Origin of the sequence: Streptomyces sp. x-19, from assembly GCF_046549115.1 — a bacterium.
Lineage (GTDB): Bacteria > Actinomycetota > Actinomycetes > Streptomycetales > Streptomycetaceae > Streptomyces > Streptomyces albulus_C.
Genome location: NZ_JAJPWK010000001.1, coordinates 67,814 through 93,037, shown reverse-complemented (window position 1 = coordinate 93,037; position 25,224 = coordinate 67,814). Strand labels below are relative to the sequence as shown.

Annotated in this window: 25 protein-coding genes; 12 read left to right on the top strand and 13 right to left on the bottom strand. The window is 72.2% G+C overall.

The genetic code is table 11. The annotated features are described in order from the left end of the window. Positions 1 to 20 precede the first annotated feature (20 nt). On the top strand, positions 21 to 1,553 hold the full coding sequence (locus ACLJT4_RS00420; protein WP_411120466.1) for an MFS transporter: 1,533 nt from the start codon (positions 21 to 23) through the stop codon (positions 1,551 to 1,553). A gap of 138 nt (positions 1,554 to 1,691) precedes the next feature. Further along, positions 1,692 to 2,777, top strand: coding sequence for a magnesium/cobalt transporter CorA (gene corA / locus ACLJT4_RS00415; protein WP_020963711.1), 1,086 nt, complete (start codon positions 1,692 to 1,694; stop codon positions 2,775 to 2,777). 40 nt (positions 2,778 to 2,817) lie between these two features. Here the strand turns inward: corA and ACLJT4_RS00410 are convergent, their stop codons facing one another. Both ACLJT4_RS00410 and ACLJT4_RS00405 read right to left on the bottom strand, forming a co-directional pair. After that, a complete protein-coding gene (locus ACLJT4_RS00410) occupies positions 2,818 to 4,101 on the bottom strand; it encodes a CynX/NimT family MFS transporter (RefSeq protein ID WP_411120465.1) in 1,284 nt (427 codons plus the stop codon). Then, positions 4,098 to 4,877 carry a FadR/GntR family transcriptional regulator gene (locus ACLJT4_RS00405; RefSeq protein WP_411120464.1) on the bottom strand — a complete coding sequence of 260 codons (780 nt, stop codon included), beginning with the start codon at positions 4,875 to 4,877 and terminating at the stop codon, positions 4,098 to 4,100. Before ACLJT4_RS00405 ends, ACLJT4_RS00410 begins: the two co-directional genes overlap by 4 nt. Before the next feature lie 278 nt (positions 4,878 to 5,155). Here ACLJT4_RS00405 and crcB (ACLJT4_RS00400) point away from each other — a divergent pair, with 278 nt between their 5' ends. The 3 genes from crcB (ACLJT4_RS00400) to crcB (ACLJT4_RS00390) are packed head-to-tail and all read left to right on the top strand — an operon-like array spanning position 5,156 to position 6,398. Beyond that, positions 5,156 to 5,593 carry a fluoride efflux transporter CrcB gene (crcB, locus tag ACLJT4_RS00400; RefSeq protein ID WP_411120463.1) on the top strand — a complete coding sequence of 146 codons (438 nt, stop codon included), beginning with the start codon at positions 5,156 to 5,158 and terminating at the stop codon, positions 5,591 to 5,593. Next, positions 5,590 to 6,039 carry a DUF190 domain-containing protein gene (locus tag ACLJT4_RS00395; RefSeq protein ID WP_411120462.1) on the top strand — a complete coding sequence of 150 codons (450 nt, stop codon included), beginning with the start codon at positions 5,590 to 5,592 and terminating at the stop codon, positions 6,037 to 6,039. The genes crcB (ACLJT4_RS00400) and ACLJT4_RS00395 overlap by 4 nt, the downstream gene beginning before the upstream one ends. After that, complete coding sequence (gene crcB, locus ACLJT4_RS00390; RefSeq protein ID WP_411120461.1) at positions 6,036 to 6,398, top strand: fluoride efflux transporter CrcB; 363 nt, start codon at positions 6,036 to 6,038, stop codon at positions 6,396 to 6,398. Before ACLJT4_RS00395 ends, crcB (ACLJT4_RS00390) begins: the two co-directional genes overlap by 4 nt. Before the next feature lie 239 nt (positions 6,399 to 6,637). Here crcB (ACLJT4_RS00390) and snpA read toward each other — a convergent pair whose 3' ends face one another. Continuing rightward, a complete protein-coding gene (snpA, locus tag ACLJT4_RS00385; protein WP_411120460.1) occupies positions 6,638 to 7,300 on the bottom strand; it encodes a snapalysin in 663 nt (220 codons plus the stop codon). A gap of 243 nt (positions 7,301 to 7,543) precedes the next feature. Here snpA and ACLJT4_RS00380 point away from each other — a divergent pair, with 243 nt between their 5' ends. After that, complete coding sequence (locus tag ACLJT4_RS00380; RefSeq protein ID WP_411120459.1) at positions 7,544 to 8,503, top strand: LysR substrate-binding domain-containing protein; 960 nt, start codon at positions 7,544 to 7,546, stop codon at positions 8,501 to 8,503. A 159-nt stretch (positions 8,504 to 8,662) separates the two neighbouring features. Here the strand turns inward: ACLJT4_RS00380 and sodN are convergent, their stop codons facing one another. Then, positions 8,663 to 9,058 (bottom strand): superoxide dismutase, Ni, encoded by a 396-nt coding sequence (gene sodN / locus ACLJT4_RS00375; protein ID WP_016570886.1) that lies wholly within the window; start codon positions 9,056 to 9,058, stop codon positions 8,663 to 8,665. Between the two features lie 165 nt (positions 9,059 to 9,223). On the opposite strand from sodN, the gene sodX reads away from it, so the two are divergent. Next, a complete protein-coding gene (gene sodX / locus ACLJT4_RS00370) occupies positions 9,224 to 9,670 on the top strand; it encodes a nickel-type superoxide dismutase maturation protease (RefSeq protein WP_411121049.1) in 447 nt (148 codons plus the stop codon). On the opposite strand, the gene ACLJT4_RS00365 is transcribed toward sodX, so the two are convergent. Beyond that, a complete protein-coding gene (locus tag ACLJT4_RS00365; protein ID WP_411120458.1) occupies positions 9,592 to 10,203 on the bottom strand; it encodes a CGNR zinc finger domain-containing protein in 612 nt (203 codons plus the stop codon). The genes sodX and ACLJT4_RS00365 overlap by 79 nt on opposite strands. A 92-nt stretch (positions 10,204 to 10,295) precedes the next feature. Between ACLJT4_RS00365 and ACLJT4_RS00360 the strand changes: the two genes are divergently transcribed. After that, positions 10,296 to 11,057 carry a class I SAM-dependent methyltransferase gene (locus ACLJT4_RS00360; RefSeq protein ID WP_411120457.1) on the top strand — a complete coding sequence of 254 codons (762 nt, stop codon included), beginning with the start codon at positions 10,296 to 10,298 and terminating at the stop codon, positions 11,055 to 11,057. Between the two features lie 101 nt (positions 11,058 to 11,158). Here the strand turns inward: ACLJT4_RS00360 and ACLJT4_RS00355 are convergent, their stop codons facing one another. The 3 genes from ACLJT4_RS00355 to ACLJT4_RS00345 form a co-directional block, all read right to left on the bottom strand. Next, positions 11,159 to 11,911, bottom strand: a complete 753-nt coding sequence (locus tag ACLJT4_RS00355) for an amino acid ABC transporter ATP-binding protein (RefSeq protein WP_037635773.1) — start codon at positions 11,909 to 11,911, stop codon at positions 11,159 to 11,161. Positions 11,912 to 11,964: 53 nt separating this feature from the next. After that, complete coding sequence (locus ACLJT4_RS00350; RefSeq protein ID WP_411120456.1) at positions 11,965 to 12,903, bottom strand: amino acid ABC transporter permease; 939 nt, start codon at positions 12,901 to 12,903, stop codon at positions 11,965 to 11,967. An 82-nt stretch (positions 12,904 to 12,985) separates the two neighbouring features. Next, positions 12,986 to 13,969, bottom strand: a complete 984-nt coding sequence (locus ACLJT4_RS00345; protein ID WP_411120455.1) for an ABC transporter substrate-binding protein — start codon at positions 13,967 to 13,969, stop codon at positions 12,986 to 12,988. A gap of 562 nt (positions 13,970 to 14,531) precedes the next feature. Here ACLJT4_RS00345 and ACLJT4_RS00340 point away from each other — a divergent pair. Further along, the gene (locus tag ACLJT4_RS00340) at positions 14,532 to 15,761 is read left to right on the top strand and encodes an NADP-dependent malic enzyme (protein ID WP_411120454.1); all 1,230 of its coding nucleotides are present in this window, start codon (positions 14,532 to 14,534) and stop codon (positions 15,759 to 15,761) included. 189 nt (positions 15,762 to 15,950) lie between these two features. Beyond that, complete coding sequence (locus ACLJT4_RS00335; RefSeq protein ID WP_233656812.1) at positions 15,951 to 16,913, top strand: zinc-binding dehydrogenase; 963 nt, start codon at positions 15,951 to 15,953, stop codon at positions 16,911 to 16,913. Between the two features lie 54 nt (positions 16,914 to 16,967). On the opposite strand, the gene ACLJT4_RS00330 is transcribed toward ACLJT4_RS00335, so the two are convergent. Beyond that, positions 16,968 to 17,714 (bottom strand): antibiotic biosynthesis monooxygenase, encoded by a 747-nt coding sequence (locus ACLJT4_RS00330; RefSeq protein WP_411120453.1) that lies wholly within the window; start codon positions 17,712 to 17,714, stop codon positions 16,968 to 16,970. A gap of 152 nt (positions 17,715 to 17,866) precedes the next feature. Here ACLJT4_RS00330 and ACLJT4_RS00325 point away from each other — a divergent pair, with 152 nt between their 5' ends. Continuing rightward, a complete protein-coding gene (locus ACLJT4_RS00325; protein ID WP_016571568.1) occupies positions 17,867 to 18,076 on the top strand; it encodes a helix-turn-helix domain-containing protein in 210 nt (69 codons plus the stop codon). Then, complete coding sequence (locus ACLJT4_RS00320) at positions 18,076 to 18,648, top strand: Clp protease N-terminal domain-containing protein (RefSeq protein WP_411120452.1); 573 nt, start codon at positions 18,076 to 18,078, stop codon at positions 18,646 to 18,648. Before ACLJT4_RS00325 ends, ACLJT4_RS00320 begins: the two co-directional genes overlap by 1 nt. A gap of 72 nt (positions 18,649 to 18,720) precedes the next feature. On the opposite strand, the gene ACLJT4_RS00315 is transcribed toward ACLJT4_RS00320, so the two are convergent. The 4 genes from ACLJT4_RS00315 to ACLJT4_RS00300 all read right to left on the bottom strand — a co-directional run bounded on the left by ACLJT4_RS00315 (position 18,721) and on the right by ACLJT4_RS00300 (position 25,141). Further along, positions 18,721 to 19,926, bottom strand: a complete 1,206-nt coding sequence (locus ACLJT4_RS00315; protein ID WP_411120451.1) for a helix-turn-helix transcriptional regulator — start codon at positions 19,924 to 19,926, stop codon at positions 18,721 to 18,723. A gap of 2 nt (positions 19,927 to 19,928) precedes the next feature. Then, complete coding sequence (locus ACLJT4_RS00310; protein WP_411120450.1) at positions 19,929 to 20,840, bottom strand: DUF4097 family beta strand repeat-containing protein; 912 nt, start codon at positions 20,838 to 20,840, stop codon at positions 19,929 to 19,931. Between the two features lie 176 nt (positions 20,841 to 21,016). Then, a complete protein-coding gene (locus tag ACLJT4_RS00305; RefSeq protein WP_004937694.1) occupies positions 21,017 to 21,196 on the bottom strand; it encodes a DUF6104 family protein in 180 nt (59 codons plus the stop codon). A gap of 168 nt (positions 21,197 to 21,364) precedes the next feature. Then, entirely contained in the window at positions 21,365 to 25,141 is a 3,777-nt protein-coding gene (locus ACLJT4_RS00300; RefSeq protein ID WP_411120449.1) for a multifunctional oxoglutarate decarboxylase/oxoglutarate dehydrogenase thiamine pyrophosphate-binding subunit/dihydrolipoyllysine-residue succinyltransferase subunit, read from the bottom strand. Positions 25,142 to 25,224: the final 83 nt, after the last annotated feature.

Below are 25,224 nucleotides of genomic sequence, written 5' to 3'. Positions count from 1 at the left end.
GGCACCGCCAGGAGTTCCGCATGTCCCCGTCCGATCCGCACCCCGCCGCGCCGGCCGGCGCCGTCCCCGCGCCCGCCGACCGCAGACGCTGGATCGCCCTCGCCGTCGTCCTGACCGCGAGCTTCATGGACCTGGTCGACGCGACCATCGTCAACATCGCGCTGCCCAGCATCCAGCGGGACACCGGGGCCGGCTTCGGCGCGCTCCAGTGGATCACCGCCGGATACGCCCTGGCCTTCGCCATCGGCCTGATCACCGGCGGCCGGCTCGGTGACATCCACGGCCGCAAGAAGCTCTTCCTGCTCGGGATGGGCGGCTTCACCGTGGCCTCCGCGCTCTGCGGGCTCGCCGCCGACCCGGCGATGCTGATCGCCGCGCGGGTGCTGCAGGGCGCGATGGCCGCGCTGATGGTGCCGCAGGTGCTGGCGATCATCCACGTCAGCTTCCCGGCCCACGAGCGCGGCAAGGTCTTCGGGATGTTCGGCGCGGTGGTCGGGCTCGGCGCGGTCTGCGGCCCGCTGATCGGCGCCCTGCTCACCCAGGGCGACCTCTTCGGCCTGGAGTGGCGGCCGATCTTCCTGATCAACCTCCCGGTCGGCGCCGTCGGGATCTGGCTGGGCCGCCGCTTCCTCACCGAGTCCCGCTCGGACACCGCGCTCCGTCTCGACCTGGTGGGCACCGCGCTGCTCACCGTCGGCCTGCTGCTGGTGCTCTACCCGCTCACCCGCGGCCGTGAGGCCGGCTGGCCCCTCTGGGGCTTCGTCGCCATGGCGACCGGACCGCTGGTCCTCGTCGGATTCGTCCGCTATGAGCGGTTCAAGGCCCGCAAGGACGGCTCGCCGCTGGTCGAGCTCTCGCTGTTCCGGATCAAGACGTTCGCGGCGGGCGTCGGCGTCCAGCTCACCTTCGGGGCGGTCACCGGCCTGTTCTTCCTCATCTGGACGCTGTACATGCAGCTCGGGCTGGGCTGGGGGCCGCTGCACGCCGGGCTGACCGGGGTGCCGTTCTCGCTGGCCTGCTCGGCGGCGGCCGGGCTGTCCGTCCAGAAGCTGGTGCCGCGGTTCGGCCGCGCGGTGCTCCAGGCCGGCGCGCTGATCATGCTCGGCGGGGCGCTGCTCTACCTGTGGCAGGCCGACCACTACGGCACCGACATGCAGTCCTGGCAGATGGCCCCGGCGATGGTCCTGATGGGCGCCGGCATGGGACTGATCGTCGCGCCGATCACCGACGCGGTCCTCTCGGAGGTGCCGGTCCGGCACTCCGGTTCGGCCTCCGGCATCTTCAACACCACCGGTCAGGTGGGCATGGCGCTGGGGCTGGCGCTGTCGTCGGTGGCGTTCTTCGGCGCGGTGGACGGCCCGGGGCGCGCGGGCTTCGTCGCCGCCACCACGCACGCCCTGTGGTGGATCGCCGGCGGGCTGGTGCTCGTCCTCGGCCTGCTGTTCTGGCTGCCCCGGCGGGCCAGGGCGGGGAGCCCGGCGCCGGTGGAGCCGGCCGCCGCCGGCGGCTCGTCGGACGCGCCGGCGGCGGAGCGACCGGCGCTCGTGCCCTGATCACCGCGGGGGCGCACGCCCGGGGCGTGCGGGCAAATGGACGGCACGGCCCGGACCACGGCCCGGTGCGGAGTGCGCAAAATCAAACCCGGGCCGTACCTCCGGCGCGCCCCCACGGGCGATACTGGGCCGGTGTCAATGATCAGCAACCTCCGCAAGGCCGCCCGGCTGCCGCAGCCGCGTAAGGGCGGGGTGGACCTCAGCCACCCCGCCCGCTCGCCGCTCGGCACCGCCGTGGTGAACTGCGCGGTCTACGTCTCCGGCGTGCGCCAGGAGGGCGACCGGCCGGCCGAGGAGGCGATCCGGCAGGTCCGGCGGTCCGGTGACGGCTTCGTCTGGATCGGCCTGCACGAACCGTCCGAGGTGGAGTTCGCCGGCATCGTCGAGCTGTTCGGGCTGCACCCGCTCGCCGTCGAGGACGCGGTCCACGCCCACCAGCGCCCCAAGCTGGAGCACTACGACGACTCGCTGTTCACCGTCTTCAAGACCGTCCGCTACGTCGAGCACGACCAGCTGACCGACACCAGCGAGGTCGTCGACACCGGCGAGATCATGGTCTTCACCGGCACCGACTTCGTGATCACGGTGCGGCACGGCGGCCACGGCTCGCTGGGCCCGCTGCGCGAGCAGCTGGAGCGCGATCCGGACCAGCTCGCCCTCGGCCCGTCCGCGGTGCTGCACGCCATCGCCGACCTCGTCGTGGACGACTACCTCGACGTCGCCGCCGCTGTCCAGGACGACATCGACGACGTCGAGAGCGAGGTCTTCTCGGTGCGCGGCAGCCGCGGCGCCGACCGGATCTACCAGCTCAAGCGCGAACTGCTCGAATTCAAGCGGGCGGTGACGCCGCTGGACCGTCCCTTGCAGGAGCTGGCGACCCGTTCGCTGCAGTACGTCGACCCGCGGACCAAGACCTACTTCCGGGACGTCGCCGACCACCTCGACCAGGTCCGCGAGCGGATCACCGGCTTCGACGAACTGCTCAACTCGATACTCCAGGCGCACCTCGCCCAGGTCGCCAACGCCCAGAACGAGGCGATGCGCCGGATGTCCGCCTGGGCGGCGATCCTGGCCGTCCCCACCATGGTCACCGGCGTCTACGGCATGAACTTCGAGTACATGCCGGAGAAGAGCTGGCCGTTCGGCTATCCGCTGGTGATGGTCGTGATGGTGGGCGTCTGCTGGCTGATGCACCGAGGCTTCAAGCGCAACGGCTGGTTGTAACGCCGTTACACGGCCGGCCGCGGGGCAGCGCCCGGCACCCTCACCGGCCCGCGACGTGCAGCGGTCGGGCGGCCCCGAGCCCCACAGCCACCTGCGGCACCAACAGCACCAGCAGCACCGCCAACGGCACCGTCCAGGTACCCGAGGCGTCGTGCACCGCCCCCAGCACCGCCGGACCGGTGGCGGCCAGGACGTAGCCGAAGCACTGCGCCATGCTGGAGAGCTGCGCGGTGTGCCGGGCGTCCGGGGCGCGCTGGACGATGAACAGCAGCGCCAGGCTGATCGCCGTCCCCTGTCCCAGGCCCAGCAGCGTCATCCACAGGTACGCGCCGCCGACCGGCGCCGCCCACATGCCGACGAACCCCGCCGCGCACAGCACCGCGCCCAGCGCGGCCAACGTGCCGGCCCGCAGCCGGCGGCCGACGATCACCGGCGCCAGGAACGACCCCGCGATCCCCAGCAGCGAGGAGAACGACAGCATCCACCCGGCGTCGCCCGCGTCCATCCCGGCGTCCTTGAGGATCGTCGGCAGCCAGGCGGCGGCCGCGTAGTAGCTCAGCGACTGGAGCCCCATGTAGCCGGTGACCTGCCAGGCCAGCGGGGAGCGCCACAGCCCGCGGACCGGGTGGGCGGCCTGCCGAGCGGCGGCCGCCGTCACCTCGGTGCGGCGGCGCAGCTGCGGCAGCCAGACGACCAGGGCGAGCACCGCCAGCGCACCCCAACAGGCCAGCGTGGCCTGCCAGGAGAGCCCGGCGGCCTGCTGCACGGGGACGGTGATGCCGGCCGCCAGCGCCGCGCCGCCGAACAGCGACATCGAGTAGAGCCCGGTCATCAGGCCCGCCCTGGCCGGGAAGTCCCGCTTGATCAGGCCCGGCAGCAGCACGTTGGCGACCGCGATCCCGGCGCCGATCACGACCGTCCCGGCGAACAGCGCCCCCACCGAGTCCACCAGCCGCAGCCCGGTGCCCAGGCAGATCAGCACCATCGTGCCGAGCAGCGACCGCTCCGTGCCGAAGCGCCGGCCCAACCGCGGGGCGATCGGGGCCAGTAGTCCGAAGCAGAGCAGCGGCAGCGCGGTCAGCAGGCTGGTGGCGGCCGCCGACATGCCGCTGTCGGAACGGATCGTGCCGACCAGCGGGGAGACCGCGACCAGCGCGGGCCGCAGGTTCAGCGCCAGCAGGACGACCCCGAGGCCGAGGGTGAGGGCGCGGCGGCCGGTGGCGCCGGTGGGCGGGGCGGCGTCGCCGGCCGTGGCCGTGGGCGTCGCCCCGCCGGTCGGCCGGGGCGGGGCCGGGGATATGCCCGATGCGGGTCCGCGTGTCATCGCTGGGGTTCCTCCTGTGGTGCTTCGTGTCCGTCGGCGCCGGTCGGGTGCCCCGTTTCCCCCGCGTCCCGGTCGTCGTCCGCGGCCTGCGCGCGCAGGGCGTCGGCCGCCTCGGCGAGGTGGGCCAGCGCCGCCCGCTCGGCGGCGTCCGGGTCCCGTGCCTCGATGGCGTCGACGATCGCGGTGTGCGCGTCGATCTGGTGGCGGACCGCGTCGGGCAGCAGCGGCGTGCCGACCACGGCCTGCAACGTCTCCCGCAGGGCGGCGCCGAACTGCTCGTACAGCTCGGCCAGTAGGCCGTTGTGGGCGGCGGCCGCGACCGTCCGGTGGAAGTGCACGTCCGCGTCGATGAACTGGGTCACGTCGCCGGCCTCCCAGGCCCGGCCGCGCAGTGCCAGCGCCTCCCGCAGCGCGGCCAGGTCCTCGTCGGTGCGGCGCTCGGCCGCATGACGGGCGGCGTCCCGCTCCAGGCTGGCGCGGACCTCGTACGCCTCCAGGTTGGCGGCCCGGCGCAGCCGGCGCTGGACGGCGGCCCCGAAGCCGCTGCGGGCCCGGACGTAGGTCCCGTCGCCCTGCCGCGGCTCCAGCATCCCGGTGTGCACCAGGGCGCGGACCGCCTCGCGGACGGTGTTCCGGCCGACGTCCAACTGCTCCACGAGCAGCGGCTCGGCCGGGATCTTGGTGCCGACCGGCCACTCGCCGTCGGCGATCAGCCGTTCCATCTGCTCGATGACCAGCTCGACGAGGCTGGTGCGGGCAGTGCTGCGCAGCGGCATCGGCGCCGTCCTCCCGTCCGCGTTCCGCGGCTCTGCGTGCGGCGGTGCCCGAACGACCCGAACGACCCGAACGACCCGAAGGACCCGAAGGACCCGAAGGACCCGAAGGAGCGGACACCAAATTCCACCGGTGATGGGAACATCCCATGTTTAGCGCTGTCAAATGACCGGGCTTAGCCTGAGGACGGTGCCGCCCCCGTCGGGGCGGGCCGGCCGGCCTCCCGGCGGACGACTTCCGCTGCCGGCCGCACGCACGCAGAGAAGGATTCCGCGGACCCATGGACGAACGAGCCCGCCGGCCGTGGCCCTGGCAGGGCGAGTGGCCGGTGATCGGTGCGGTGGCGGTGGGCGGCGCCCTCGGTGCCGCGGCCCGGTACGGCGCCGGCCTGATCTGGCCGACCGCCGACGCCGCCTTCCCCTGGACCACGCTGGGGGTCAACGTGGTCGGCTGCGCGTCGATGGGCGTCCTGATGGTGCTGATCACCGAGGTGTGGACGGCCCACCGGCTGCTCCGCCCGTTCCTGGGCACCGGCATCCTCGGGGGCTTCACCACCTTCTCGACCTACGCGGTGGACACCGAGCGCCTGGCGGCCGCCGGCCGGCTGCCGCTCGCCCTGGCCTACCTCGCCGGCACCCTGTTCGCCGCGCTGGCGGCGGTGGCCCTCGCGAGCAGCGCCACCCGGACGGTCCTCGACCTGAGGCGGCGGACGGCATGACGGAGCACCGGCGGCACCACCGGACCGAGCGGGCGGCGGCGGACGGACCGGCGGATGTCCCGGTCCCGTCGGCCGCGGCCCCGGTCAGCACCCCGGCCCTGCGCCTGACCGTCCTCGTGGGCGAGCAGGACGTCTGGCACCACCGGCCCCTCTACGCGGAGGTCGTGCACCGCGCCCGTGCGGCGGGCCTCGCCGGGGCCAGCGCCTTCCGCGGCGTCGAGGGGTTCGGGGCGACCTCGATGATCCACACCCAGCGGCTGCTGTCGCTCAGCGAGGAACTGCCGGTGGCGGTGGTCGTGGTGGACACCGAGGAGCGGGTGCGGGCGTTCCTGCCGCAGCTGTCCGAACTGCTGGCGGGCGGCGGCCTGGTGACCCTCGACCGGTGCGAGGCGCTCACGTTCGGCGGCCGGCCGGGCGGTGCCGGCGGAGCGGACCCGTCCGGGTGAACTGGCTGCTGGTGGTGGCGGGTGCCGTGGTCGGGGCACCGCTGCGCTTCCTCACCGACCGCTTCGTCCAGGCCCGGCACGACACCGTCTTCCCCTGGGGGACCTGCGCGGTCAACGTCGTCGGCAGCCTGATCCTCGGCCTGGTGAGCGGCGCGGCCGGTGCCGCGAGCCCGCACGTCCAACTGCTGCTCGGCACCGGCCTGTGCGGGGCGCTGACGACCTATTCGACGTTCTCCTACGAGACCCTGCGGCTGGCCACCGACGGGGCGCGCGGGTACGCCGTGCTCAACCTCGGGCTGAGCCTGGCGGCCGGACTGGCCGCCGCCTGTGCCGGGGTGGCCCTCGGCCACGCCCTCTGAACCGTGCCGCGAGGACCCGGCGCCCCTCGGACCTCCGCACGCGGACGAGCGGTGGGGCCCGGGAAGGAGCCCCACCGCTCGGGCGGACGTACGGCATGCGGGGGCTGGTGGGGGGTACGGAGCCGGCCGCCAGGTACCGGCTCCGTCAGCCCCGGCCCGTCGTCTGCCCGGCCACCGTCAGCCCGGCCGGGAAACGGCGGGCCGACCGTCGTGCCGCGTGCGGGGGACGGACCGGTGGGTCAGCCGCCGAAGCGGACGCCGGCCAGGCCGTTCGCCCAGAGCTGGTCCACCTGGGCGCGCTCGTTGGCGTCCGGCTGGGTGTTCTGGCAGGACGGGCCGGGCCCGCCGCCGGACATCAGCTCGCTGCAGGGGCCTTCGTAGTGGTCCGGCAGGCCCAGGACGTGGACGGTCTCGTGGGCCACGATGCGGGTGCGGTTGTACTGCTGGGCCTGGCTGTAGTCGATGAAGACGAAGCCCTTGCCGTGGCCGTCGGTGCTGGCGTACGAGCCGCGCGGGTCGTTGCCCTCCTTGTACTGGAAGTCACCGCCGTTGCCCGCTTGCAGCTTGACGTTCTGGACCGCGCTGTTCCAGATCGACGCGCTCTGCGATATCTCGTTCGCGAAGGTGGGTGCGGCGCTCGGGTCGTAGGTGACCGTGACCGACTTCAGGTGCGGGTTGGCCTTCATCTTGGCCCGGGCCGACTTCATGACGGCCTCGAAGAACGCCTTGGTGTTCGCCTTCTCCGCCGTCGAACCGGTGTAGGCGGCGATCGAGGCGGGGGTGCTGTGGTGGGGGGCGGAGTGTGCGGTGGCGGCGGTGGCCGACACCGGAGCGGCCGCGGCGAGCGCGGCGGCGAGGCCCAGGCCGAGCGCAGCCGACAGCGCCGTCTTGGGAGATCTCATGTGGGGGGCTCCTTAATTTCCGAGGGGCCGTACGGCCGCCGTGTGGGGCGGCGGCCGGGGCCCTGCGGATTTCGTGGTGCCGTTGAGTGTGGACGGAGTTCACCCGTGGGACGGAGATGCCAGGTGGCGATAGCCCGAGGCAATACCCCCGGTGGCCGCGGACCAACGTGCTGGTGAAGAGGCGGAGTTCGGACCGGCGGAAGAGTCTGGTGTGAGCCGCGCCCGCGCGTTTATGCTCCCGGCGTGGAGCTAGAGGTAAGGCATCTTCGGGCCCTGTGCGCCATCGCCGACTCCGGCAGCGTGCGCAAGGCGGCCCGGCAGCTGGGAATGACGCAGCCCTCCTTGACGACCCAGCTCCACCGCATCGAGAAGGCCCTGGGCGGTCAGCTCTTCTTCCGCGAGCCGACCGGCAGCCGTCCTACTCCGCTCGGTCATTCGGTGCTCTGTCGCGCCCGGCCGATAGTGGCCGAAATGCGCGCGCTTGTCGAGGACATCGCCTCGGTATCGGTCCGGGAGGAAGGTACCCGGCTGCGGATCGGCAGCACCAACAGCCCGGCCGTCGCGGGCTGGTTGCGCCGGCTGCGGGCCCGGCTCCCGGAGACCGACACCACGATACGGACCGACGTGTCCGCCAACGCCCTGCTCCACATGGTCGCGATGGGCCAGCTCGACGCGGCCTTCGTGCACGAGGTCGAGGGCGCCCCGCTGCGCGTCCCCGACGGCCTGCTGACGCACGAACTCCTCGCCCGGGAGCCGCAGTTCATCGCCCTCGCGGAGAGCCATCCGGCGGCCGGACGGGCCGTGGTCCGGGTCGCCGACCTGGCCACCGACCAGTGGATGGTCGACCCGACGGTGGACGGCGAATGGGCCGGCCTGCGCCGCATCTGGGCCGCGGCCGGCGTCAACCCCCGGGTGGTGCACGGCGACTACCTCACCGCCGTGGACCTCGTCATGGCCGGCGAGGTGGTCACGCCCTGCCAGCCCACCGCCCGCTCCCGCCCCGGCATGGCGATCCGCCCGCTGCACGGCGACCCGCTGGCGGTCCGGCTCTTCATGGCCTGCCGCGCGGACGGCCCCTCGGCGGCCTCCGCCGACGACCTCTTCACCGACCTCACCGCCGCCTACACGGACATCGCCTGGGCCAGCGAGGCGTACCACGACTGGCTGGTCCAGCACGGCGGCGTGCTGAGCTCCGGGCGCTGAGGCGTCAGGGGCCTATAGTCCGGGGCTATCGCCCGCCCCGGCCCCCGAACGACCGCACCCGGCCCGCCGGGGCCGCCGGGTTGCGGCGGGTGGCGGACCGGGTGCGGTCGACGGACCCGGGCGGTCGCAGGGACCGCGGGTCGGCAGGGTGAGCGGGGCTCAGCCCTTCTTGGTCTCCCAGAAGATCTTGTCGATCTGGGCGATCAGGTCCAGGGCCTTCTGGCCGGTGGCCGGGTCGTTCGAGCCCTTGGCCGCGCTGAGGGCCTTGAGGGTGTCGTTGACCAGCTGGTGCAGCTCCGGGTACTTCTCGAAGTGCGGCGGCTTGAAGTAGTCGCTCCACAGCACCGAGACGTGGTGCTTGGCCAGCTCGGCCCGCTGCTCCTTGATCAGGACGGCGCGGGTGCGGAAGTCAGCGTCCTCGTTGCCCTGGTACTTCTCCTGGACGGCCTTGACCGACTCGGCCTCGATGCGGGCCTGGGCGGGGTCGTAGACACCGCAGGGCAGGTCGCAGTGGGCGCTGACCTTGACCTTGGGGGCGAACAGGCGGGAGAGCATGTTCAGTCCTTCCTCGTGATCGTCTTCTCAGGTGCGAGATTACTCGGTGCGGGAAGGGTTTTCTCGGGTGGCCCGGGGGTCTTAGGGCAAAAGTCCGGTGCCGGGCCGGGACTGATGGAGGATGGTCCGGTGACGGTCGTACGGGGGCTGGAGCGGGAGGCATGGATGCCGGAGCGGGTGCGCGAGCCGGAGCAGGACAGCGGCGACGGCGCGGAGCCGGCGCGCGGCGGGCCGCTGCGGGCGTTCGGAATGGCGGAGGTCTACAACCCGTCGATGGTGCCGACGCTCCAGCCGGGGGACCGGCTCGTGGTGCGGTACGGGGCGGTGGTGCGCCCGGGGGACGTGGTCGTGCTGCGGCACCCGTTCCGACAGGACCTGCTGATCGTCAAGCGCGCGGTGGAACGGCGCGACGGCGGCTGGTGGGTGCGCGGTGACAATCCGTACGTGGAGAACGACAGCCGGGAGTTCGGGGTGGTCCCCGACGAACTGGTGGTCGCGCGGGCCTGGCTGCGGGTGCGGCCGCCGCGCGGGCTTCAGCGTTCGCCGCGGGCGGTGGCGTCCTGGGCGCTCTCGGCGGTGCGGGTGCTCTCCCGGCGCTTGCGGGCGCGGTAGGCGGCGACGTTGGCGCGGGTGGCGCAGCGGTCCGAGCAGTAGCGCCGGGACCGGTTGGTGGACGTGTCCAGGTAGGCGTTGCGGCAGGGTTTCGCCTCGCAGATGCCCAGGCGCTCCACGCCCAGCTCGGTGAGGTGGAAGGCCAGGCCCATGCAGGCGGTCGCGGTGAAGCCGGCGGTGGCGTTGGCGGCGTGGTCGGCGATGTGCATGTGCCACTTGGGGCGGTTTTCGTCGTCGCGGAACTCGTGGCCGGAGATCTGCGGGCTGACCGGGAACTCCATCATCAGCGCGTTCAGCAGGTCGACGGCGAGCACCTCGTCGCCGCGGTCGGCGGCCTCGAAGACCGCGCGCAGCCGGGAGCGGACCGCGCGCAGCCGGGTGACGTCGCTCTCGGTGGCCCGCCGGGCGGCCTGCTGGGCCACGCCGAAGAGCTCCCGGACCGCTTCGACGGAGGTGAGGGAGTCCCCGCCGCGCTCGGGCTGTTCGGTGTTGACGAGGCGCACGGCGTAGTCCGAGTAATAGGCCAGTTCCACTTGTAGTCCTTACGGGTGCGCGTCTAGGGTGCTGCTACCCATGCGTAATGGGTGTTGTCACTACGAGGGTATTACGGGGCGGAGGGGTTGCGATGACCGAGACCGTTGTCGGCGGCGACTGGCGGGCGTGGCAGGAGAGTTGGGACCGCCAGCAGGAGTGGTACATGCCGGACCGCGAGGAGCGCTTCCGGGTGATGCTCGACATGGTCGAGGCGCTGGTGGGCCCCGAGCCCCGGGTGCTCGACCTGGCGTGCGGCACCGGCAGCATCTCCGACCGGCTGCTGACGAGGTTCCCGGCCGCCGAGAGCGTGGGCGTCGACCTGGACCCGGCGCTGCTGGCCATCGCCGAGGGGTACTTCGCGGGCGAGCGGCGCATCCGATTCGTCCGGGCGGACCTCAAGGACCCGCAGTGGACCGCGAAGCTGCCGTACGACTCCTTCGACGCGGTGCTCACCGCCACCGCGCTGCACTGGCTGCACACGCCCGAGCTGCGCACGCTCTACGGGCAGCTGGGCGCTCTGGTCCGGGACGGCGGGGTGTTCCTCAACGCCGACCACATGCCCGACGGGGCCACCCCGCGGATCAACGCCGCCGAGCGGGCGTTCCGGCACTCCCGGATGGACCGGGCCAAGGAGGCCGGCGCGGTCGACTGGGCCGAGTGGTGGCGGCTGGCCGCCGCGGACCCGCGCCTGGCCGGGCCGACCGCCGAGCGCTTCGAGATCTACGGCGAGCACGCCGACGGGGAGACCCCCGCCGTGCAGTGGCACGTCGACGCGCTGCGCGCGGCCGGCTTCGCCGAGGCCCGCGCGGTGTGGGCCTCGCCGACGGACAGCCTCGTCCTGGCCCTGAGGTAACGCCCGGCGCCACGACGGCGCGCGGCGCGGCGGGCGGGACCACGAGGGTGCCGCCCGCCGCGCCGCCGCGGCCGGTCCGGGAACGAGGGGGCCGGCGGCCCTCAGAGGACCTTGGACAGGAACGACTTGGTCCGCTCGTGCTGGGGCTTGGTGAGCACGTCGCGCGGGTGGCCGGACTCGACCACCACGCCGTCGTCCATGAAGACCAGCGAGTCGCCGACCTCACGGGCGAAGCCCATCTCGTGGGTCACCACGACCATCGTCATGCCGTCCGCGGCCAGGTCCTTCATGACGTCCAGGACGTCGCCGACCAGCTCCGGGTCGAGGGCCGAGGTCGGCTCGTCGAAGAGCATCAGCTTGGGCTCCATGGCCAGCGCCCGGGCGATCGCCACCCGCTGCTGCTGGCCACCGGAGAGCTGCGAGGGGTAGTTGCCGGCCTTGTCGGCGAGGCCGACCCGGTCCAGCAGCTTGGCCGCCCGCTCCCGCGCGGACGCCTTGGACTCGCCCTTGACCTGGACCGGCGCCTCCATGATGTTCTCCAGCGCGGTCATGTGCGGGAAGAGGTTGAAGCGCTGGAAGACCATGCCGATGTCCCGCCGGCGGGCGGCGACCTCGCGGTCGCGCAGCTCGTAGAGCTTGCCGTGGTGCTCGCGGTAGCCGACCAGTTCGCCGTCGACCGACAGCCGACCGGAGTTGATCTTCTCCAGGTGGTTGATGCACCGCAGGAAGGTCGACTTGCCGGAACCGGACGGGCCGATCAGGCAGAAGACCTCCCGGGGCGCCACCTCCAGGTCGATCCCCTTGAGGATGTGCGCCGCGCCGAAGGACTTGTGGACGCCCTCGGCCTTGACCATCGGGACCGCGGCCTTGCCCGAGCCGGTGTTCGTGGCCTTGCTCTTGCTCGTGCTCATGCCGTACCTCCGGCGCGGTTCGGGCCGGCCAGCTTCGCCTTGAGGCGCTGGAACGGGGTGGGCGGAAGCTGACGGCTGGCGCCGCGGGCGTAGTAGCGCTCCAGGTAGTACTGCCCGATGCTGAGCACCGTGGTGGCGATCAAGTACCAGGCGGCGGCCAGGATCAGCATCTCGACCACCACGCCGGAGTCCCGGCCGACGTTCTGCGCGGCCTGGAGGAGGTCGTAGTACTGCACGGCGATGACCAGGGACGAGGTCTTGAGCATGTTGATGACCTCGTTGCCGGTCGGCGGCACGATCACCCGCATCGCCTGCGGCACGACGATCCGGCGCAGCGTCCTGCCGTGGCTCATGCCCAGCGCGTGCGCCGCCTCGGTCTGGCCCTCGTCGACGGCGTTCAGGCCGGCCCGACAGATCTCGGCCATGTACGCGGCCTCGTTGAGGCCGAGGCCGAGCAGCGCGCACAGGAACGGGGTCATGAAGTCCGACCACTCGTCCTTGTAGATCGGCATGATGTCGATGTACTGGAAGACCAGGCCGAGGTTGAACCACAGGAAGAGCTGGACGTAGACCGGGGTGCCGCGGAAGAACCAGACGTAGAACCACGCCACGGACTTGGTCACCGGGTTCTTGGACTGCCGCATGACCGCCAGGACCACGCCCAGCACGATGCCGATCACCATCGACAGCACGGTGATCCACAGGGTGTTGCGCAGGCCCTTGAGGATGTCCGCGTTGAACATGTACTCCGGTATCGCGCCCCAGTTGACCTTCCCGGAGGCGAAGGCCCGGACGAGCAGCACCAGCAGCCCGATGACGACGAGCGCGGCGACCCAGCGCCCGTAGTGGCGGACCGGTATGGCTTTGATGGGCTCGGGCTGGGCCGGTGGTGCGGCCGCCGGCGGCTCGGCCGGCTTGTCGACGTCAACTGACACGAGGGTTGCCTTTCAGCGTGTGGCGGGAGAGGCGTGGTGGGGCCGCGCGGAGCGCCCCGGCGGGACGGGACCGGGCGCCGGCTCAGGTGCCGCCGTTGATCTGCACTTCCTTGACCGCGGCGTCCTTGACGTTCCACTTGGCGAGGACGCCGTCGTACGCGTGGTTCTTGATCACCAGCTCCATGGCCGCCTTGATCGCGTCGCGCAGCTGTTCCTGCCCCTTGGGGACGGCGATGCCGTAGGGGGCCGCCTTGAGCGGTGCGCCGCCGACCGTCTGGAAGTCGTTGCCGCCGCCGGAGACCTTCACCGCGTAGGCCGCGACCGGGTAGTCGCTGGAGACCGCGTCCACACCACCGGTCCGCAGCCGGGTCTGGGCCTCGGAGTCGTTGTCGAACGCCTCGATGGAGATGGGCTGCTCGCCGCCCGCCTCACACGCCTTGGACTTGTCCTTGGCCAGGTCGTGGGAGACGGTGCCGCGCTGCACGGCGAGTTTCTTGCCGCACATGGTCTCCCAGCCGTCGATGCCCTTGGTCTTGCCCTTCTGGGTGTAGAGCGAGACGCCGACGTTGAGGTAGTCGACGAAATCGACGCCTTCGCCGATCTTCTTGCCGGTGGTGCTGTCGATGCCCTGCTGGCGGTCCTTGGTGTCCGTCATCGCCGACATGGCGAGGTCGTAGCGCTCGGACTTCAGACCGCCCATGAGGGTGTCGAAGGTGGCGTTGTTGAAATTGAGCTTGATGCCCAATTCCTTGCCGATTGCCGCCGCAAGATCCGGATCGATGCCTTCCACCTTGCCGTTCGAGCGGAACTCCACCGGCTTGTACGTGATGTCCGAGCCGACCTGGAGCATCCCCTTGTCCTGAACGTCCTTGGGGAGCTTGCTGAAAAGCGGGGCGTGCGGATTGCGGTTCTTGGCCGCCTCCCGTCGGGCGATCGCCGCGTCCGTCTGGTCACCGCAGGCGCTGAGCAGCAGCAGCGAGGCGGTGACCGTGGCTATTGCCGCGACGGTCTTGACGGGCTTACCGGACCTGCCGGCCGCCGCGCGACGGGTGGTGTCTGCGGTCATGCGGATCCTCCTGCGGTGGGTAGCCGACGTGCCAGTGTGGGCAGCCGAAGTGCTGGTGAGAAGGGGTTGGGCACACACCTTTGGGCACCTTTGGGCGTCGCGCCCTCGGTCGGTGACGGAATCTTGCCATCCGGACTCCGGTATTCGGACTGTCGTTCAGGTCAAAATCGGATAACGGACGAGCAAGGGCCATCCCCGGCCTTGTCGCACAAGGGAAAACGCCCGCCATCGGCACCGGAGGTAAAGGCGGTGACCCCTGCGGCGTCTCGGAATTCGGACAGCCACGGGGTATCTCCGGCGTTTTTAGGCGTTCCGTCGCTAATGTCGGAGCCTTGTACCGGCAGGTAACGAATCTGACTCGTCGCCTTGCACGCCCGTCCGGTAGAAAGGGTCGTTACACCCCTCATCCGGGGCTCAGGGCGCGTGTGCGGCGCGCCCGGCGTCCGTACCTCCCCCCGCGCGGCGGCCATCCGCCGGGCAGGGCGCGGGCGCGGTGCCCGCCCACCCCCCAACCAGGGAGTGGCCACCCTCAACAGATTTACGACAAAGGGGTCAGAGAACAGTGGCAGCGGAGATCGTCAATCCTCGCAGCGACAACGCGACCGGTGCGGAAGAAGGCACGGACGGCACGTCCGGCGAACTCTTCGACCCGGCCTTCGCGCTGCATCGCGGCGGCAAGATGGCCGTCCAGGCAACCGTCCCGGTGCGGGACAAGGACGACCTGTCCCTCGCGTACACGCCGGGCGTCGCCAAGGTGTGCAGCGCGATCGCCGAGCGTCCCGAACTCGTGCACGACTACACCTGGAAGTCCCAGGTCGTGGCCGTGGTCACGGACGGCACCGCGGTGCTGGGCCTGGGCGACATCGGCCCGGAGGCATCCCTTCCGGTGATGGAGGGCAAGGCCATCCTCTTCAAGCAGTTCGGCGGTGTGGACGCGGTGCCGATCGCGCTCGCGACCACCGACGCCGACGAGATCGTGGACACCGTCGTCCGCCTCGCGCCCTCCTTCGGTGGCGTCAACCTGGAGGACATCTCGGCGCCCCGGTGCTTCGAGATCGAGCAGAAGCTCAAGGAACGCCTGGACATCCCGGTCTTCCACGACGACCAGCACGGCACCGCCGTGGTCACCCTGGCCGCGCTGCGCAACGCCGCGAAGCTGACCGACCGGGCGCTGGGGCAGCTCCGGGCGGTCATCTCGGGTGCCGGCGCGGCCGGTGTCGCCATCGCCAAGATCCTCGTCGAGGCGGGCATCGGCGACGTGGCGGTCTGCGACCGCAAGGGCGTCGTCTCGGCGGACCGCGGTGACCTCACGGACGTCAAGCGCGAGCTGGCCGGCTTCACCAACAAGGCGGGCCTGACCGGCTCCCTGGAGGACGCGCTCGACGGCGCCGACGTCTTCATCGGCGTCTCCGGCGGCACGGTGCCGGAGGAGGCGGTGGCGAAGATGGCGAAGGACTCGATGATCTTCGCGATGGCCAACCCCAACCCGGAGATCCACCCGGACGTCGCCCACAAGTACGCCGCGGTGGTCGCCACCGGGCGCAGCGACTTCCCGAACCAGATCAACAACGTGCTGGCCTTCCCCGGCATCTTCGCCGGCGCCATGCAGGTGCGCGCCTCGCAGATCACCGAGGGCATGAAGCTCGCCGCCGCGGAGGCGCTGGCCGCCGTCGTCGCCGACGAGCTCAGCGCGGACAAGGTGATCCCGTCGCCGTTCGACGAGCGGGTCGCCCCGGCCGTGACCGCGGCCGTCGCCGCGGCCGCCCGTGCGGAGGGCGTCGCGCGACGCTGACCCGCCGCCGCGGAGACCGTTGACGGGCCGGACCGACCCCCTCGTGGGTATGGGTCCGGCCCGTCCGGCATTGAGGGCGGCGGGCCGGAAGGGACGGTCGGATTCCGGCCGTCCGCGGTTCCGGTGGGGCGGCGCGTGTCACACCCGCGCCCGCTGTCGCGGGGCCCGCCCGCGGCCTACGTTGGGATCATGTTTGCTGCCTACGCCGCCCGCATCGACCGCGACCAGCCGCTGAACGGCCTGGAATTGGGGGAGCGCCCGGCCCCCGCCGCCCGCCCCGGCTGGACCACCGTCGACGTCAAGGCCGCCTCCCTCAACCACCACGACCTGTGGACGCTGCGCGGCGTCGGGATCACCGAGGAGTCGCTCCCGATGATCCTCGGCTGTGACGCCGCCGGCATCGACGAGCACGGCAACGAGGTCGTCCTGCACTCCGTCATCGGGCAGACCGGCCACGGCGTCGGCCCGGACGAGAAGCCCTCCATCCTCACCGAGCGCTACCAGGGCACCTTCGCCGAGCGGGTCACCGTGCCTTCCTGGAACGTCCTGCCCAAGCCCGCCGCGCTCTCCTTCGAGGAGGCCGCCTGCCTGCCCACCGCGTGGCTGACCGCGTACCGGATGCTGTTCACCAACGGCGGGGTGCGGCCCGGGGACAGCGTGCTGGTCCAGGGCGCCGGCGGCGGCGTGGCGACCGCCGCCATCGTCCTGGGGGCCGCGGCGGGCCTGCGGGTCTTCGCCACCAGCCGGGACGAGAGCAAGCGCAAGCGCGCCGTGGAACTCGGCGCCGAGGCGGCGTTCGCGACCGGCGAGCGGCTGCCCCAGCGGGTGGACGCCGTGATCGAGACGGTCGGTGCCGCCACCTGGTCGCACTCGGTCAAGTCGCTGCGGCCCGGCGGCACCCTGGTCATCTCCGGTGCCACCAGCGGCTTCACGCCGAAGAGCGGCGAACTCAACCGGATCTTCTTCCTGGAGCTGAAGGTCGTCGGTTCGACGATGGGCACCAAGGAGGAACTGGCGGGGCTGCTCAGCTTCTGCGCCGCCAAGGGCATCCGGCCGGTGATCGACTCCAAGCTGCCGCTGGACCGGGCGCCCGAGGGCTTCGCGAAGATGGCCGAGGGGGAGCTCTTCGGCAAGGTCGTGCTGACCGTCTGAGCCGCCCGAGCCGCCCGAGCCGCCCGAGCTGGCGGGGCCCGACCCGTCGGGGCGTCAGCCGCGGCCGGGCGGCGGGACGTTGACCAGGCTCCGGTGCAGGACGTAGGCGGGCACGGCCGGTGCGCCGGGCGTGCCCGCACCCGCGTCGTCCCCCGGCACCGCCGGGGTGGGAGCGACCCCGGGCAGGGCTTCGATCGCCGCCCGCAGCCGGACCGGGAGGGCGCCGCCGGCAAACGCCCGCCAGGCCGAACCGCTGCTCCACTCCCCGAAGTTGAGCACCCGCCGGCCGTCCTGCGAGAAGTGGAAGTGGGCGCCGAGCAGCCCCGGGGCGGGCTCCTCGGCCACCATCCGGAGGACGGTGTCGGCCAGTGCGCGCTGGGCGTCCGGGCCGGTGGTGGCGAACGTCGGCGTCACCAGGAACGCCGGCGTCCGGGTGGCGCGCTCCTCGGCCACGTGACTGCGGTAGCGGCGGTAACGGATCACGCCCGGGCGGCGGATGCCCGGGAGGGCCGCGTCGACGGGGGCGAGGGCCGCGGGGCGCCGGGTGCGCACCCACTCCCGGTGGGCCGCGTCGTCGGTCCACTGCGCGTAGTTCAGGACGTGGCCGCCGTCGGTGCTCAGGAACGTGGTGAGCGCCAGCATCGCGGCCGGGCGGGGCTCCTCCTCCCAGGCGGCCAGCACCGCATCGGCCGCCGCGCGCTGGAAGCGGTCGGACGGTACCAGCCAGGGGCTGATCAGGACGGTGCCGGCGTCGGGGCGTCGGACGTCCGGGAAGGCGGGGGCGGCGGCGTTCGGGGGCATGGGGGCTCCGTTTCGTTCCCGTGGGCGGGCTGGTGCGTACCGGGCACGATGCTGGTTCCTCAAGTGTGGTCGAGGTCAAGGGGGCGAGGACGTGCACCCCGATGTGTCAATGAAGGTTGACGCCGCCCCGCGTGTCAACGTAAGTTGACGTCATGACCGAAGCAACGGACCTCGCCGCGAAGGCGAGCGACCCGGACCCACGGGCCGGCCTCCGCGCCGTCGCCGCACTCCGCCGGCTGCTGGAACAACTCGAAGCCGTACAGGTGCGCAGCGCCCGCGCGAAGGGCTGGTCGTGGCAGGAGATCGCCGCCGAACTGGGCGTCAGCCGGCAGGCGGTCCACAAGAAGCACGGGAGGCGCTGATGTGGGAGAGGTTCACGGGGGCGGCCCGGTCGGTGGTGCGCGGCGCGGTGGCGCACGCGGACCGCGCCGGAAGCCGCACGGTCGGCGAACCCGAGCTGTTGCTCGCACTGTTGGACCGCCGGGACACCCCGGCCGCGGCAGTGCTCGACGGGCTCGGCGCGCCGCGGGCGGAGCTCGCCGCCGACCTGGCGGCGGACCGGCGGCGGGGCGGCGTCTCGGCGGCCGACGCGGCGGCGCTGGCCGGCCTCGGCATCGACGTCGACGCGGTCGTGGCGCGGGTGGAGGACGCGCACGGGGTCGGGGCGCTGGCCGGCGGCCCGACCGACGGTGGGCGCCGGCCCGGGCGCCGGGCGTGGACGCGGCACCGCTTCGCGCCGGACGCCCGGGCGGCGTTGGAGCGCGCGCTGCGGATCGCGGCGGGCCGCGGCGAACGGCACATCGGCGACGAGCACCTGCTGTTGGCGCTGACCGCCCGATCCGGTCCGGCCGGTTCGGTGCTCGCCGGCCACGGGGTGACGCACGACGCGGTGGTGCGGCTCCTCGGCGAACGGACCGCCGGGCGCGCGAGCTGACGCGCCGCCGCCGGGCGCAGGCGTCGGCCGCCGATCGGGGAGACCCGGCCGGCGGCCGACGCGCGTCGGCCGCTACGCGCCCCGGTCCGCCGCCCCGCCGTCCGCCCCCGGCCGGCGCAGCAGCGCCCCGATGTGGGCGGCGGCGGACGCCAACCGGTGCCGGGAAGCGGTGAGTTGGTCCGCGGTGACGCCGTGGTCGCGGGCGGCGTCCCGCAGGTCGTCCCGGAACCGGTCCAGCAGGCGGTCGAAGTCGCGGGCCGGATCGCCGCTGCCGGGCTCGAAGGCCCATGTGGGCGTGGCCGGCTCCTCGGCGACGGGCGCCGCCCCGGCCGCCGGCGGCTCGGCCTCCTCCTTGGAGAGGTCGATCCGCTCGACCGTGATCCGCGGGCCGTCGTGGGCGGTGCCGTGGTCGGTGGTGGTGCGGTGGTCGGTGCCGTCGCCGTGGTCCCCGGTGTCCGCGGCGGCCCGGTCGTGCGCGTCGGCCCGGTCGGTGCCGGACGGGGCGCCCGTATAGCGGCCGACCTCGCGGGAGACCTCGGACAGCGCGTCGCGCACCGCCGTCGACCAGTCGCCGGAGCGCACCGCCTCCTGGGTCTGGTCCTGGACGCGCTTGATGACCCGCTGGATCTCCTCGCGCGCGAACACCTGGGCGTCCCTGGCCTGTTTGCGGGCGCGCTGGGCGTCCTGCTTGGCGCGGCGGCTCTCCTCCTTGGCGCGGCGGGCCTGCTCCTTCCACTCCTCCTTGGCGCGCCGGAACTCCTCCTTCGCCTGCCGCCAGGCGTCCTTGTCGCCGAACGCGGCGTCGAAGTAGTCCGACGCCTCCGGGAACGGCCGGCCGCCGGCCGGGCCCTTGCGCCCGGCCTTCCCCGCACCCGGCGTCCCGGTGCCGGCCCGGGCCTGCTGGGCGGCCTCCCGGACCTCCCGGCGCAGATCGCGCGCCGAACCGCTGACGTCCTCGCGGATGTCGGAGGCGAGGGCGGCCACCGACTCCCGGATCTCCAGCTCCAGATCGGCGAGTTCGCCGCCGCGGTCGGCGAGCTCGGCCCGGCCGGCGTCGGTGATCGAGTAGACCTTGCGGCCGCCCTCGGTGGTGTGCGTCACCAGGCCCTCGGCCTCCAGCTTGGCCAGCCGGGGGTAGACGGTGCCGGCGGACGGGGCGTAGAGCCCCTGGAAGCGCTCCTCCAGCAGGCGGATGATCTCGTAGCCGTGCCGCGGGGCCTCGTCGAGCAGCTTGAGGAGGTAGAGCCGCAGGCGGCCGTGGGCGAAGACGGGGGGCATGCTCAGAGCACCTTCTTCCCGGCGGGCGGGGTCGTGGGGGAGGGGTCGTCGCCCGCTCCGTCGTCCGGCGCCCCGCCGGCGGGGCCGTGCGGCTCGTCGTGGGCGGGGCGGCGCAGCAGGGCGAGGGCGCCGGAGACGGTGGTGGCCTTGAGCCGGCCGGTGCCGGCCCCCAGCGAACCGGTGATGCGCTTGGCGCCCCACTGGCCGGTGACCCGCAGGTCGTCGAAGGCGTTGGTGACCGCGCCGGTGGTGGTGCCGGCGTCCACCTTCGCGTCGGCCGGGTCGGGCAGCCGGATGGCGATCTCGCCGGAGACCGTGGTCAGGTCGATCTGCGCGCCGGCCGACGGGTCCAGGTCCAGGACCATGTCACCGCTGACGGAGTCGGCGTGCACCGCGCCGCCGGTGCCCTCGACGACGGTCAGGTCGCCCGAGACGGAGTTGAACTGGAGGTCGCCGGTCAGGGCCTGCGCCTCGACGTTGCCGGCGACGGTGTCGGCGCGGACCGGGCCGGAGAGCCCGACGAGGGTGCTGTCGCCGTTGACCCCGCGCAGCTCCGTGCGGCCCGAGACGCCGGAGATGACCACGCCGGCGCCGACCACCCCGACCTCGACGCGGGTGGTGGCCGGCACCGTCACCGAGACCACCGCGCTGCGGTTCCAGCCCTTGCGCTCCAGGAACTTCAAGAAGCCCTTCCACGGCAGGTCGTCGTAGCCGACGGAGAGGGTGCCGTCCTCGACGGAGACCACGACCTGAGGGCCGTGCAGCTCGGACACCTCCAGCCGGGCCGGCCCCTCCTCGGAGGTGCCGACGACGTTGACGGTGCCGCCCATCAGGCGCACGGAGAGGGCGTTGACCGGCTCCTCGATCTCCAGCGTGCGCGGTGCGGAGACCGTCCATTCGGTCCGGGCTGACATACCTGGCCTCCCCTGGGTAGGCAGACAACGCAACATATCGCGTCTTCGTTAGACACGATATATCGCAGCCTGTGGGAGTCAAGCGGGTCCGCCCCTGACCGTGCCCTGATGCGCCCCCTCCGTTCCCCTAGGTGACGGCGGCGACGGCGCCCCCGTCGGCCGGTCGCCCGTCGCCGCTACTCGTCGTCCTCGTCGTCCAGCCGGGCCAGCCAGGTGGCCAGCCGCTCCACCGGAACCTCGAAGTCCGGGTTGAGGTCGACGAACGTGCGGAGCTGCTCGGCCACCCACCCGAGGGTGACCTCCTCCTCGCCGCGCCGGTTCTCCAGCTCCTCGATGCCGCGGTCAGTGAAATACACGTGCTCTCCAGCAGGTCAAAAGGACATTGCGGCCAGGATAGGCAGCCGCACCGGGCCGCCGTGCCACCGGTCGGGGGCGGCCGCACCACCCCGGACAGCCCGAAGGGCCCGCCCCACCGTTCGGTGGGGCGGGCCCTTCGCGGACCGCGCTCAGCGGTGGCTAGACGCTCACGCGTCGAAGACCTCGGCCACCAGCTGGGCCTGCTCGGCCTGGTGCCGCTTGGCCGAGCCGACCGCCGGCGACGAGCCGTGCGGCCGCGAGATGCGGCGCAGGCGCTCACCGTGCGGGACGTCGGCGCCGACCGCCAGGTCCAGGTGGTCGATCAGGTTCAGACCGAGGAACGGCCAGGCACCCTGGTTCGCCGGCTCCTCCTGCGCCCACAGGTACTTCTCGGCGTTCGGGAACTTGGCGATCTCCGCCTGGAGCTCCTTGCCGGGCAGCGGGTACAGCCGCTCGATCCGGACCAGCGCGGTGTCGAACGCGCCGCGCTTGTTCCGCTCCTCCTCCAGGTCGTAGTAGACCTTGCCGGAGCAGAAGACGACCTTGCGGACGTCCTCGGGCTTGACCGCGGCGTCGCCGATGACCGGACGGAACCCGCCGGTGGTGAACTCCGCCGCCTTCGACGCCGCGGCCTTCAGACGCAGCATCGACTTCGGGGTGAAGACGACCAGCGGCTTGTGGTGCGGGTTGTGCACCTGCCAGCGCAGCAGGTGGAAGTAGTTCGACGGGAGCGTCGGCATCGCGACGGTCATGTTGTTCTGCGCGCACAGCTGGAGGAAGCGCTCGATCCGGGCCGAGGAGTGGTCCGGGCCCTGGCCCTCGTAGCCGTGCGGGAGCAGCAGGGTGACGCCGGAGGTCTGGCCCCACTTCTGCTCAGCGGACGAGACGAACTCGTCGATGACGGTCTGCGCGCCGTTGGTGAAGTCACCGAACTGCGCCTCCCACATCACCAGCGCGTCCGGGCGGGCCAGCGAGTAGCCGTACTCGAAGCCCATCGCCGCGTACTCGCTGAGCAGCGAGTCGTAGACGTTGAAGCGGGCCTGGTCCTCGGACAGGTACAGCAGCGGGGTGTAGTCCTCGCCGGTCTGCCGGTCGATCAGCACCGCGTGGCGCGAGCCGAACGTGCCGCGGCGGGAGTCCTGGCCGGCGAGCCGGACCGGGGTGCCCTCCATCAGCAGCGAACCGATGGCCAGGGTCTCGCCCATGCCCCAGTCGATCGTGCCTTCCTCGACCATCGTCGCCCGGCGCTGCAGCTGGGGCAGCAGCCGCGGGTGGACGGTGATGTTGTCGGGGATGTTGACCTGGGACTCGGCGATCCGCTTGACGATCTCCTGGGAGACCGCGGTCTCCACGTGCACCGGGAACTCCGCCTGCGGCTGCGGCACCTCGGGCGTGGCCGGCGTGGTGGTGGCGTCGCGGACCTCGGTGAAGACCTTCTCCAGCTGGCCCTGGAAGTCCTGGAGCGCCTGCTCCGCCTCTTCGAGGGTGATGTCGCCCCGGCCGATCAGCGACTCGGTGTAGAGCTTGCGCACCGAGCGCTTCTTGTCGATCAGGTCGTACATCAGCGGCTGGGTGAAGGCCGGGTTGTCCAGCTCGTTGTGGCCGCGGCGGCGGTAGCAGATGAGGTCGATGACCACGTCCTTGTTGAACGCCTGGCGGAACTCGAAGGCGAGCCGGGCGACCCGGACGACGGCCTCGGGGTCGTCGCCGTTCACGTGGAAGATCGGCGCCTCGATCATGCGGGCCACGTCGGTGGCGTACATGGAGGAGCGCGAGGACTCCGGCGCGGCGGTGAAGCCGACCTGGTTGTTGATGACCACGTGCACCGTGCCGCCGGTGCGGTAGCCGCGCAGCTGGGACATGTTCAGCGTCTCCGCGACCACGCCCTGACCGGCGAACGCCGCGTCACCGTGCAGCTGGATCGGCAGGACCGTGAAGTCCGTGCCGCCCTTGTTGATGATGTCCTGCTTGGCGCGGGCGACGCCCTCGACGACCGGGTCGACCGCCTCCAGGTGGGAGGGGTTGGCGGTCAGCGAGACCTTGATCTGCTCGCCGTCCAGGCCGGTGAAGGTGCCCTCGGCGCCCAGGTGGTACTTCACGTCGCCGGAGCCGTGCATCGACTTCGGGTCGAGGTTGCCCTCGAACTCGCGGAAGAGCTGCGCGTAGGACTTGCCGACGATGTTCGCCAGCACGTTGAGCCGGCCGCGGTGGGCCATGCCGATGACGGCCTCGTCCAGCCGCGCCTCGGCCGCGGAGTCGATGACCGCGTCCAGCAGCGGGATGACCGATTCGCCGCCCTCCAGGGAGAAGCGCTTCTGGCCGACGTACTTGGTCTGCAGGAACGTCTCGAACGCCTCGGCGGAGTTCAGCCGGCGCAGGATGCGCAGCTGCTCGTCGCGCTCGGGCGACTTGTGCGGGCGCTCGACCCGGTCCTGGATCCACTTGCGCTGCTTGGGGTCCTGGATGTGCATGAACTCGATGCCGGTGGTGCGGCAGTACGAGTCGCGCAGCACGCCCAGGATGTCGCGCAGCTTCATCATCGACTTGCCGGCGAAGCCACCGACCGCGAACTCCCGCTCCAGGTCCCACAGGGTGAGGCCGTGCTCGGTGATGTCCAGGTCGGGGTGCTTGCGCTGGTGGTACTCCAGCGGGTCGGTGTCGGCCATGACGTGGCCGCGCTGCCGGTAGGAGTGGATCAGCTCGAAGACCCGCGCGGCCTTGGTGACGTCGTCGTCGTGCGAGGCGTCGATGTCGCGCAGCCAGCGGATCGGCTCGTAGGGGATCCGCAGCGACTTGAAGATGTCGTCGTAGAAGTCGTTCTCGCCGAGCAGCAGCTGACTCATGATCCGCAGGAACTCGCCGGAGGCGGCGCCCTGGATCACGCGGTGGTCGTAGGTGCTGGTCAGCGTCATGACCTTGGAGACGCCCAGCTTGTTCAGGGCGTCCTGCGAGGTGCCCTGGAACTCGGCCGGGTAGTCCATCGAGCCGACGCCCATGATCATGGACTGGCCGGGCATCAGGCGCGGCACCGAGTGGACGGTGCCGATGCCGCCGGGGTTGGTCAGCGACGCGGTGACCCCGGTGAAGTCGTCCATCGTGAGCTTGTTGTCCCGGGCCCGGCGGACGATGTCCTCGTACGCCTGCCAGAACTCGAAGAAGCTCAGCGTCTCGGCCTTCTTGATGGCCGCGACGACCAGCTGGCGCTCGCCCTTCGCCTTGACCAGGTCGATGGCCAGGCCGAGGTTGATGTGCGGCGGCTTGACCAGCGTCGGCTTGCCGTCCTTCTCCGCGAAGGAGTTGTTCATCGACGGCATGGCCTTGAGGGCCTGCACCATCGCGTACCCGATGACGTGCGTGAAGGAGACCTTCCCGCCGCGGGCGCGCTTGAGGTGGTTGTTGATGACGATCCGGTTGTCGAACAGCAGCTTCACCGGGACCGCACGGACGGACGTGGCCGTCGGCAGCTCCAGGGACGCGCTCATGTTCTTCGCCACGGCCGCGGACGGGCCGCGCAGGGTCACCAGCTCGGGGCCCTCGGGCGCCGCGCCGTTGCTCGCGGCGGGCTGCTTGGCCGCCGGGGCCGGCTTCGCCGCGGGCTTCGCGGGCGCCGGCGCGGCGCTGGCAGCGGGCTTCGCCGGGGCGGCGGCCGCGGCGGGGGGCTTCGGGGCCTCAGCGGCGGGAGCCGCCGCGGGAGCCGGCGCCGACGGGGCCGGGGCCGCCGGAGCAGCGTCCGCTGCCGGCTGGCTCGGCGCGCTGGCGGCGCCTGGCTTGTAGTCGGCAAAGAAGTCCCACCAGGCTCGGTCTACCGAGTTCGGGTCCTGGAGGTACTGCTGGTAGATCTCGTCGACGAGCCACTCGTTGGAGCCGAACGCGGCAGCGGGATTCTTCCGCTGCTCTTCCTGTTCGGACGAGACACTCGCACTGTTGGGGGACTGTAGCGACACGGCGGCAACCGCCCTCTTCCGCTTCCTAAGGTGGTGGACAGCGGGAATAAAGGCTACGCCTCTTGTGACCTTTGGTGCAGTCC

What these genes read in the sequence shown, in the direction of transcription:
- ACLJT4_RS00420 (WP_411120466.1), top strand. Translation starts at nt 21, where the DNA reads ATGTCCCCGTCCGATCCGCACCCCGCCGCGCCGGCCGGCGCCGTCCCC.
- corA (WP_020963711.1), top strand. Translation starts at nt 1,692, where the DNA reads ATGATCAGCAACCTCCGCAAGGCCGCCCGGCTGCCGCAGCCGCGTAAG.
- ACLJT4_RS00410 (WP_411120465.1), bottom strand. Translation starts at nt 4,101, where the DNA reads ATGACACGCGGACCCGCATCGGGCATATCCCCGGCCCCGCCCCGGCCG.
- ACLJT4_RS00405 (WP_411120464.1), bottom strand. Translation starts at nt 4,877, where the DNA reads ATGCCGCTGCGCAGCACTGCCCGCACCAGCCTCGTCGAGCTGGTCATC.
- crcB (WP_411120463.1), top strand. Translation starts at nt 5,156, where the DNA reads ATGGACGAACGAGCCCGCCGGCCGTGGCCCTGGCAGGGCGAGTGGCCG.
- ACLJT4_RS00395 (WP_411120462.1), top strand. Translation starts at nt 5,590, where the DNA reads ATGACGGAGCACCGGCGGCACCACCGGACCGAGCGGGCGGCGGCGGAC.
- snpA (WP_411120460.1), bottom strand. Translation starts at nt 7,300, where the DNA reads ATGAGATCTCCCAAGACGGCGCTGTCGGCTGCGCTCGGCCTGGGCCTC.
- sodN (WP_016570886.1), bottom strand. Translation starts at nt 9,058, where the DNA reads ATGCTCTCCCGCCTGTTCGCCCCCAAGGTCAAGGTCAGCGCCCACTGC.
- sodX (WP_411121049.1), top strand. Translation starts at nt 9,224, where the DNA reads ATGCCGGAGCGGGTGCGCGAGCCGGAGCAGGACAGCGGCGACGGCGCG.
- ACLJT4_RS00360 (WP_411120457.1), top strand. Translation starts at nt 10,296, where the DNA reads ATGACCGAGACCGTTGTCGGCGGCGACTGGCGGGCGTGGCAGGAGAGT.
- ACLJT4_RS00355 (WP_037635773.1), bottom strand. Translation starts at nt 11,911, where the DNA reads ATGGTCAAGGCCGAGGGCGTCCACAAGTCCTTCGGCGCGGCGCACATC.
- ACLJT4_RS00345 (WP_411120455.1), bottom strand. Translation starts at nt 13,969, where the DNA reads ATGACCGCAGACACCACCCGTCGCGCGGCGGCCGGCAGGTCCGGTAAG.
- ACLJT4_RS00335 (WP_233656812.1), top strand. Translation starts at nt 15,951, where the DNA reads ATGTTTGCTGCCTACGCCGCCCGCATCGACCGCGACCAGCCGCTGAAC.
- ACLJT4_RS00330 (WP_411120453.1), bottom strand. Translation starts at nt 17,714, where the DNA reads ATGCCCCCGAACGCCGCCGCCCCCGCCTTCCCGGACGTCCGACGCCCC.
- ACLJT4_RS00325 (WP_016571568.1), top strand. Translation starts at nt 17,867, where the DNA reads ATGACCGAAGCAACGGACCTCGCCGCGAAGGCGAGCGACCCGGACCCA.
- ACLJT4_RS00320 (WP_411120452.1), top strand. Translation starts at nt 18,076, where the DNA reads ATGTGGGAGAGGTTCACGGGGGCGGCCCGGTCGGTGGTGCGCGGCGCG.
- ACLJT4_RS00315 (WP_411120451.1), bottom strand. Translation starts at nt 19,926, where the DNA reads ATGCCCCCCGTCTTCGCCCACGGCCGCCTGCGGCTCTACCTCCTCAAG.
- ACLJT4_RS00310 (WP_411120450.1), bottom strand. Translation starts at nt 20,840, where the DNA reads ATGTCAGCCCGGACCGAATGGACGGTCTCCGCACCGCGCACGCTGGAG.